Origin of the sequence: Providencia sp. PROV156, assembly GCF_028480905.1 — a bacterium.
GTDB classification, from domain to species: domain Bacteria; phylum Pseudomonadota; class Gammaproteobacteria; order Enterobacterales; family Enterobacteriaceae; genus Providencia; species Providencia hangzhouensis.
On sequence record NZ_JAMPPE010000050.1, the window covers coordinates 1 to 5213 of the forward strand.

At 53.2% G+C, this 5213-nt stretch carries 7 protein-coding genes; all 7 read left to right on the plus strand.

Going from position 1 to position 5213, the window contains the following annotated elements; translation table 11 throughout:
* A partial coding sequence (estX, locus tag PSF31_RS20860; protein WP_050583668.1) for an alpha/beta fold putative hydrolase EstX occupies window positions 1–871 on the plus strand: 871 nt, incomplete at its 5' end.
* Between the two features lie 95 nt (window positions 872–966).
* The gene (locus PSF31_RS20865) at window positions 967–1575 is read left to right on the plus strand and encodes an HAD family hydrolase (protein ID WP_000050382.1); all 609 of its coding nucleotides are present in this window, start codon (window positions 967–969) and stop codon (window positions 1573–1575) included.
* A gap of 57 nt (window positions 1576–1632) precedes the next feature.
* Window positions 1633–2424 carry an ANT(3'')-Ia family aminoglycoside nucleotidyltransferase AadA2 gene (locus tag PSF31_RS20870; RefSeq protein ID WP_001261740.1) on the plus strand — a complete coding sequence of 264 codons (792 nt, stop codon included), beginning with the start codon at window positions 1633–1635 and terminating at the stop codon, window positions 2422–2424.
* Between the two features lie 261 nt (window positions 2425–2685).
* Window positions 2686–3945 carry a chloramphenicol efflux MFS transporter CmlA1 gene (locus tag PSF31_RS20875; protein WP_000095725.1) on the plus strand — a complete coding sequence of 420 codons (1260 nt, stop codon included), beginning with the start codon at window positions 2686–2688 and terminating at the stop codon, window positions 3943–3945.
* Window positions 3893–4177, plus strand: a complete 285-nt coding sequence (locus tag PSF31_RS20880) for a hypothetical protein (RefSeq protein WP_272683295.1) — start codon at window positions 3893–3895, stop codon at window positions 4175–4177. Before PSF31_RS20875 ends, PSF31_RS20880 begins: the two co-directional genes overlap by 53 nt.
* Entirely contained in the window at window positions 4095–4829 is a 735-nt protein-coding gene (locus tag PSF31_RS20885) for an AadA family aminoglycoside 3''-O-nucleotidyltransferase (protein WP_079733332.1), read from the plus strand. Before PSF31_RS20880 ends, PSF31_RS20885 begins: the two co-directional genes overlap by 83 nt.
* Window positions 4830–4998: 169 nt before the next feature.
* Window positions 4999–5213, plus strand: a 215-nt coding sequence (locus PSF31_RS20890) for a DMT family transporter (RefSeq protein ID WP_159179033.1), incomplete at its 3' end; no start/stop codon positions are given.

Here is a 5213-nt window from a genome sequence, read left to right on the forward strand (position 1 = left end):
GTACGTAGAACTCGAAGGCAATTTAAGTATGAAAGAAAAGGTAGTTGTTGATAAAGCGATTTCACTCTATACCGAATCATTCGGCGACCCGGCCCATGAACCCATTATTCTGATCATGGGGGCAATGTCGTCTGCGGTGTGGTGGCCTGATGAGTTTTGTTCCCAACTTGCCAAAATGGGTCGCTATGTGATCCGGTACGACCACCGTGATACCGGGAAATCAACAAGCTATGAGCCAGGTCAGGCTCCATATTCCGTTGAAGAATTAGCAGATGATGTGGTTCGCGTCATTGATGGTTATGGTCTGGAAGCTGCTCATTTAGTCGGCATGTCTTTGGGGGGATTTCTTTCCCAGCTTGTAGCTCTCAAGTATCCGAAACGTGTGAAGAGCTTGACGCTGATTGCTTCAGAACGGCTTGCAGATGCAGATCCGGATATGCCCGCTTTTGATCCTGCCATCATTGAGTATCACCAACGGGCGGAATCGCTGGATTGGTCTGATAGAGATGCTGTCGTCGCGTATCAGGTCGGAGCGTGGCGAATCAACTCAGGTACTGCGCATGCTTTTGACGCTGAGAAGATACAAAACATCGCTGAGTTAAATTTTGATCGCACTCCGAATATCCTGACAACATTCAACCACACTACTTTAGGTGGTGGCGAGAGATGGCTCGGGAGATTAAATGAGATAGCTGTACCAACTTTGATCATTCACGGCACGGAGGATCCTGTACTTCCTTATGTGCATGGGTTGGCACTGAAAGATGCGATTCGTGGTTCAAAAATGCTGACACTCGAAGGCACGGGACATGAGTTGCATCATGAAGACTGGCCGAGGATTATCCAGGCGATTAAGGGGCAAACGTCATAGCTATCGGTTGCACCGTACAACAAGTTGCTGCACCGGAAAAATTACTCGCTGCGCTCGCAATTTTCCGGTGAGCAAGGCGTTAGCGCCCACAACGCATGTCTCTCGCACTCTTTGACTTCGATGGCACAATTACCACTCGCGAGACGATGCCGGATTTTGTGCGGCGGTCCGTGAGCCGACGTCGACTGCTTGTGGGACAACTGCTTCTGGCGCCGCTCGTGCTTGGGTATAAGATTGGGATCTTGTCTGGCACCCTGATCCGTCGCGTCATCGTTCGCTTCGCTTACAGCGGCATCCCGGCCTCGGTCCTGGAGGCCCAAGGTCGTGACTTCGCTCAGAGCTACCTGCCCAATACCCTCCGCGGCGAGGCAATGCAGCGCATCGCATGGCACAAAGCGCAGGGGCACAAGGTTGTCGTTGTTTCCGGCGGACTTGAGGCTTACTTGGAGCCGTGGTGCGACTCGCACGGCGTTGAGCTCATCTGTTCTTCCTTGCAACAGTCGGACGGAATCCTAACGGGCCGCTATGAAGGGCGGCAGTGCGTCTTGACGGAGAAGGCTCGCTTGGTCCGTGAGCGCTACGACCTGGCGACATATCCGACCATCTACGCGTACGGAGACACGCCGGAGGACCTGGATATGCTGGCCATTGCTACTAAGCAGTACTATCAGTGGCAAGAGGTTGGCGTCGCAGGTGGGCGCTAACAAGTCATTCAAGCCGACGCCGCTTCGCGGCGCGGCTTAATTCTGGTGTTAGACATCATGAGGGTAGCGGTGACCATCGAAATTTCGAACCAACTATCAGAGGTGCTAAGCGTCATTGAGCGCCATCTGGAATCAACGTTGCTGGCCGTGCATTTGTACGGCTCCGCAGTGGATGGCGGCCTGAAGCCATACAGCGATATTGATTTGTTGGTTACTGTGGCCGTAAAGCTTGATGAAACGACGCGGCGAGCATTGCTCAATGACCTTATGGAGGCTTCGGCTTTCCCTGGCGAGAGCGAGACGCTCCGCGCTATAGAAGTCACCCTTGTCGTGCATGACGACATCATCCCGTGGCGTTATCCGGCTAAGCGCGAGCTGCAATTTGGAGAATGGCAGCGCAATGACATTCTTGCGGGTATCTTCGAGCCAGCCATGATCGACATTGATCTAGCTATCCTGCTTACAAAAGCAAGAGAACATAGCGTTGCCTTGGTAGGTCCGGCAGCGGAGGAATTCTTTGACCCGGTTCCTGAACAGGATCTATTCGAGGCGCTGAGGGAAACCTTGAAGCTATGGAACTCGCAGCCCGACTGGGCCGGCGATGAGCGAAATGTAGTGCTTACGTTGTCCCGCATTTGGTACAGCGCAATAACCGGCAAAATCGCGCCGAAGGATGTCGCTGCCGACTGGGCAATAAAACGCCTACCTGCCCAGTATCAGCCCGTCTTACTTGAAGCTAAGCAAGCTTATCTGGGACAAAAAGAAGATCACTTGGCCTCACGCGCAGATCACTTGGAAGAATTTATTCGCTTTGTGAAAGGCGAGATCATCAAGTCAGTTGGTAAATGATGTCTAACAATTCGTTCAAGCCGACCGCGCTACGCGCGGCGGCTTAACTCCGGCGTTGGGCGCACAATAAGGCTCCTTGCAGAGTTGCTTGAAAGTTGTTACGATTCAAATTCAATCATGAGATAGTCAGCAGATGAGCACTTCCAAGAACGCAGACAAGTAAGCCGCAGCAACCTTCATTTTTCGGTTGTTGCGGCGTTCTCATGAATCCTTTTGCTCTACGGGAGCGCCGCCAAATCCTTTGTTCAAGGAGATGGTTTCGTGAGCTCAAAAAACTTTAGTTGGCGGTACTCCCTTGCCGCCACGGTGTTGTTGTTATCACCGTTCGATTTATTGGCATCACTCGGCATGGACATGTACTTGCCAGCAGTGCCGTTTATGCCAAACGCGCTTGGTACGACAGCGAGCACAATTCAGCTTACGCTGACAACGTACTTGGTCATGATTGGTGCCGGTCAGCTCTTGTTTGGACCGCTATCGGACCGACTGGGGCGCCGCCCCGTTCTACTGGGAGGTGGCCTCGCCTACGTTGTGGCGTCAATGGGCCTCGCTCTTACGTCATCGGCTGAAGTCTTTCTGGGGCTTCGGATTCTTCAGGCTTGTGGTGCCTCGGCGTGCCTTGTTTCCACATTTGCAACAGTACGTGACATTTACGCAGGTCGCGAGGAAAGTAATGTCATTTACGGCATACTCGGATCCATGCTGGCCATGGTCCCGGCGGTAGGCCCATTGCTCGGAGCGCTCGTCGACATGTGGCTTGGGTGGCGGGCTATCTTTGCGTTTCTAGGTTTGGGCATGATCGCTGCATCTGCAGCAGCGTGGCGATTCTGGCCTGAAACCCGGGTGCAACGAGTTGCGGGCTTGCAATGGTCGCAGCTGCTACTCCCCGTTAAGTGCCTGAACTTCTGGTTGTACACGTTGTGTTACGCCGCTGGAATGGGTAGCTTCTTCGTCTTTTTCTCCATTGCGCCCGGACTAATGATGGGCAGGCAAGGTGTGTCTCAGCTTGGCTTCAGCCTGCTGTTCGCCACAGTGGCAATTGCCATGGTGTTTACGGCTCGTTTTATGGGGCGTGTGATACCCAAGTGGGGCAGCCCAAGTGTCTTGCGAATGGGAATGGGATGCCTGATAGCTGGAGCAGTATTGCTTGCCATCACCGAAATATGGGCTTTGCAGTCCGTGTTAGGCTTTATTGCTCCAATGTGGCTAGTGGGTATTGGTGTCGCCACAGCGGTATCTGTGGCGCCCAATGGCGCTCTTCGAGGATTCGACCATGTTGCTGGAACGGTCACGGCAGTCTACTTCTGCTTGGGCGGTGTACTGCTAGGAAGCATCGGAACGTTGATCATTTCGCTGTTGCCGCGCAACACGGCTTGGCCGGTTGTCGTGTACTGTTTGACCCTTGCAACAGTCGTGCTCGGTCTGTCTTGTGTTTCCCGAGTGAAGGGCTCTCGCGGCCAGGGGGAGCATGATGTGGTCGCGCTACAAAGTGCGGAAAGTACATCAAATCCCAATCGTTGAGAGAATGTGGCAAGCTATCGCCCAACAAATCGCTGCAGCCGACCCAAAACCGCTACGCGGTTTCGGTCGGCTGAGCTCAGGCGTTAAACATCATGAGGGAAGCGGTGATCGCCGAAGTATCGACTCAACTATCAGAGGTAGTTGGCGTCATCGAGCGCCATCTCGAACCGACGTTGCTGGCCGTACATTTGTACGGCTCCGCAGTGGATGGCGGCCTGAAGCCACACAGTGATATTGATTTGCTGGTTACGGTGACCGTAAGGCTTGATGAAACAACGCGGCGAGCTTTGATCAACGACCTTTTGGAAACTTCGGCTTCCCCTGGAGAGAGCGAGATTCTCCGCGCTGTAGAAGTCACCATTGTTGTGCACGACGACATCATTCCGTGGCGTTATCCAGCTAAGCGCGAACTGCAATTTGGAGAATGGCAGCGCAATGACATTCTTGCAGGTATCTTCGAGCCAGCCACGATCGACATTGATCTGGCTATCTTGCTGACAAAAGCAAGAGAACATAGCGTTGCCTTGGTAGGTCCAGCGGCGGAGGAACTCTTTGATCCGGTTCCTGAACAGGATCTATTTGAGGCGCTAAATGAAACCTTAACGCTATGGAACTCGCCGCCCGACTGGGCTGGCGATGAGCGAAATGTAGTGCTTACGTTGTCCCGCATTTGGTACAGCGCAGTAACCGGCAAAATCGCGCCGAAGGATGTCGCTGCCGACTGGGCAATGGAGCGCCTGCCGGCCCAGTATCAGCCCGTCATACTTGAAGCTAGACAGGCTTATCTTGGACAAGAAGAAGATCGCTTGGCCTCCCGCGCAGATCAGTTGGAAGAATTTGTTCACTACGTGAAAGGCGAGATCACCAAGGTAGTCGGCAAATAATGTCTAACAATTCGTTCAAGCCGACGCCGCTTCGCGGCGCGGCTTAACTCAAGCGTTAGATGCCAGATTTGGCGTTGCGTATGCTCACAGAAAATCGACAGCCGCAAGACTGTTTTTGGCAACTCATAGCCACCACTATTTATCCTTCATACCGTAGAGGAGATTGCACGTGAAGAACTGGCTCTTTCTGGCTATTGCAATATTTGGTGAGGTCGTCGCAACTTCCGCACTGAAGTCCAGCCATGGATTCACCAAGTTAGTTCCTTCTGTTGTAGTTGTGGCTGGCTACGGGCTTGCGTTCTATTTCCTCTCTCTCGCACTCAAGTCCATCCCGGTCGGCATTGCTTATGCTGTTTGGGCTGGCCTCGGCATCGTACTTGTGGC

What these genes read in the sequence shown, in the direction of transcription:
- PSF31_RS20865 (WP_000050382.1), top strand. Translation starts at nt 967, where the DNA reads ATGTCTCTCGCACTCTTTGACTTCGATGGCACAATTACCACTCGCGAG.
- PSF31_RS20870 (WP_001261740.1), top strand. Translation starts at nt 1,633, where the DNA reads ATGAGGGTAGCGGTGACCATCGAAATTTCGAACCAACTATCAGAGGTG.
- PSF31_RS20880 (WP_272683295.1), top strand. Translation starts at nt 3,893, where the DNA reads ATGATGTGGTCGCGCTACAAAGTGCGGAAAGTACATCAAATCCCAATC.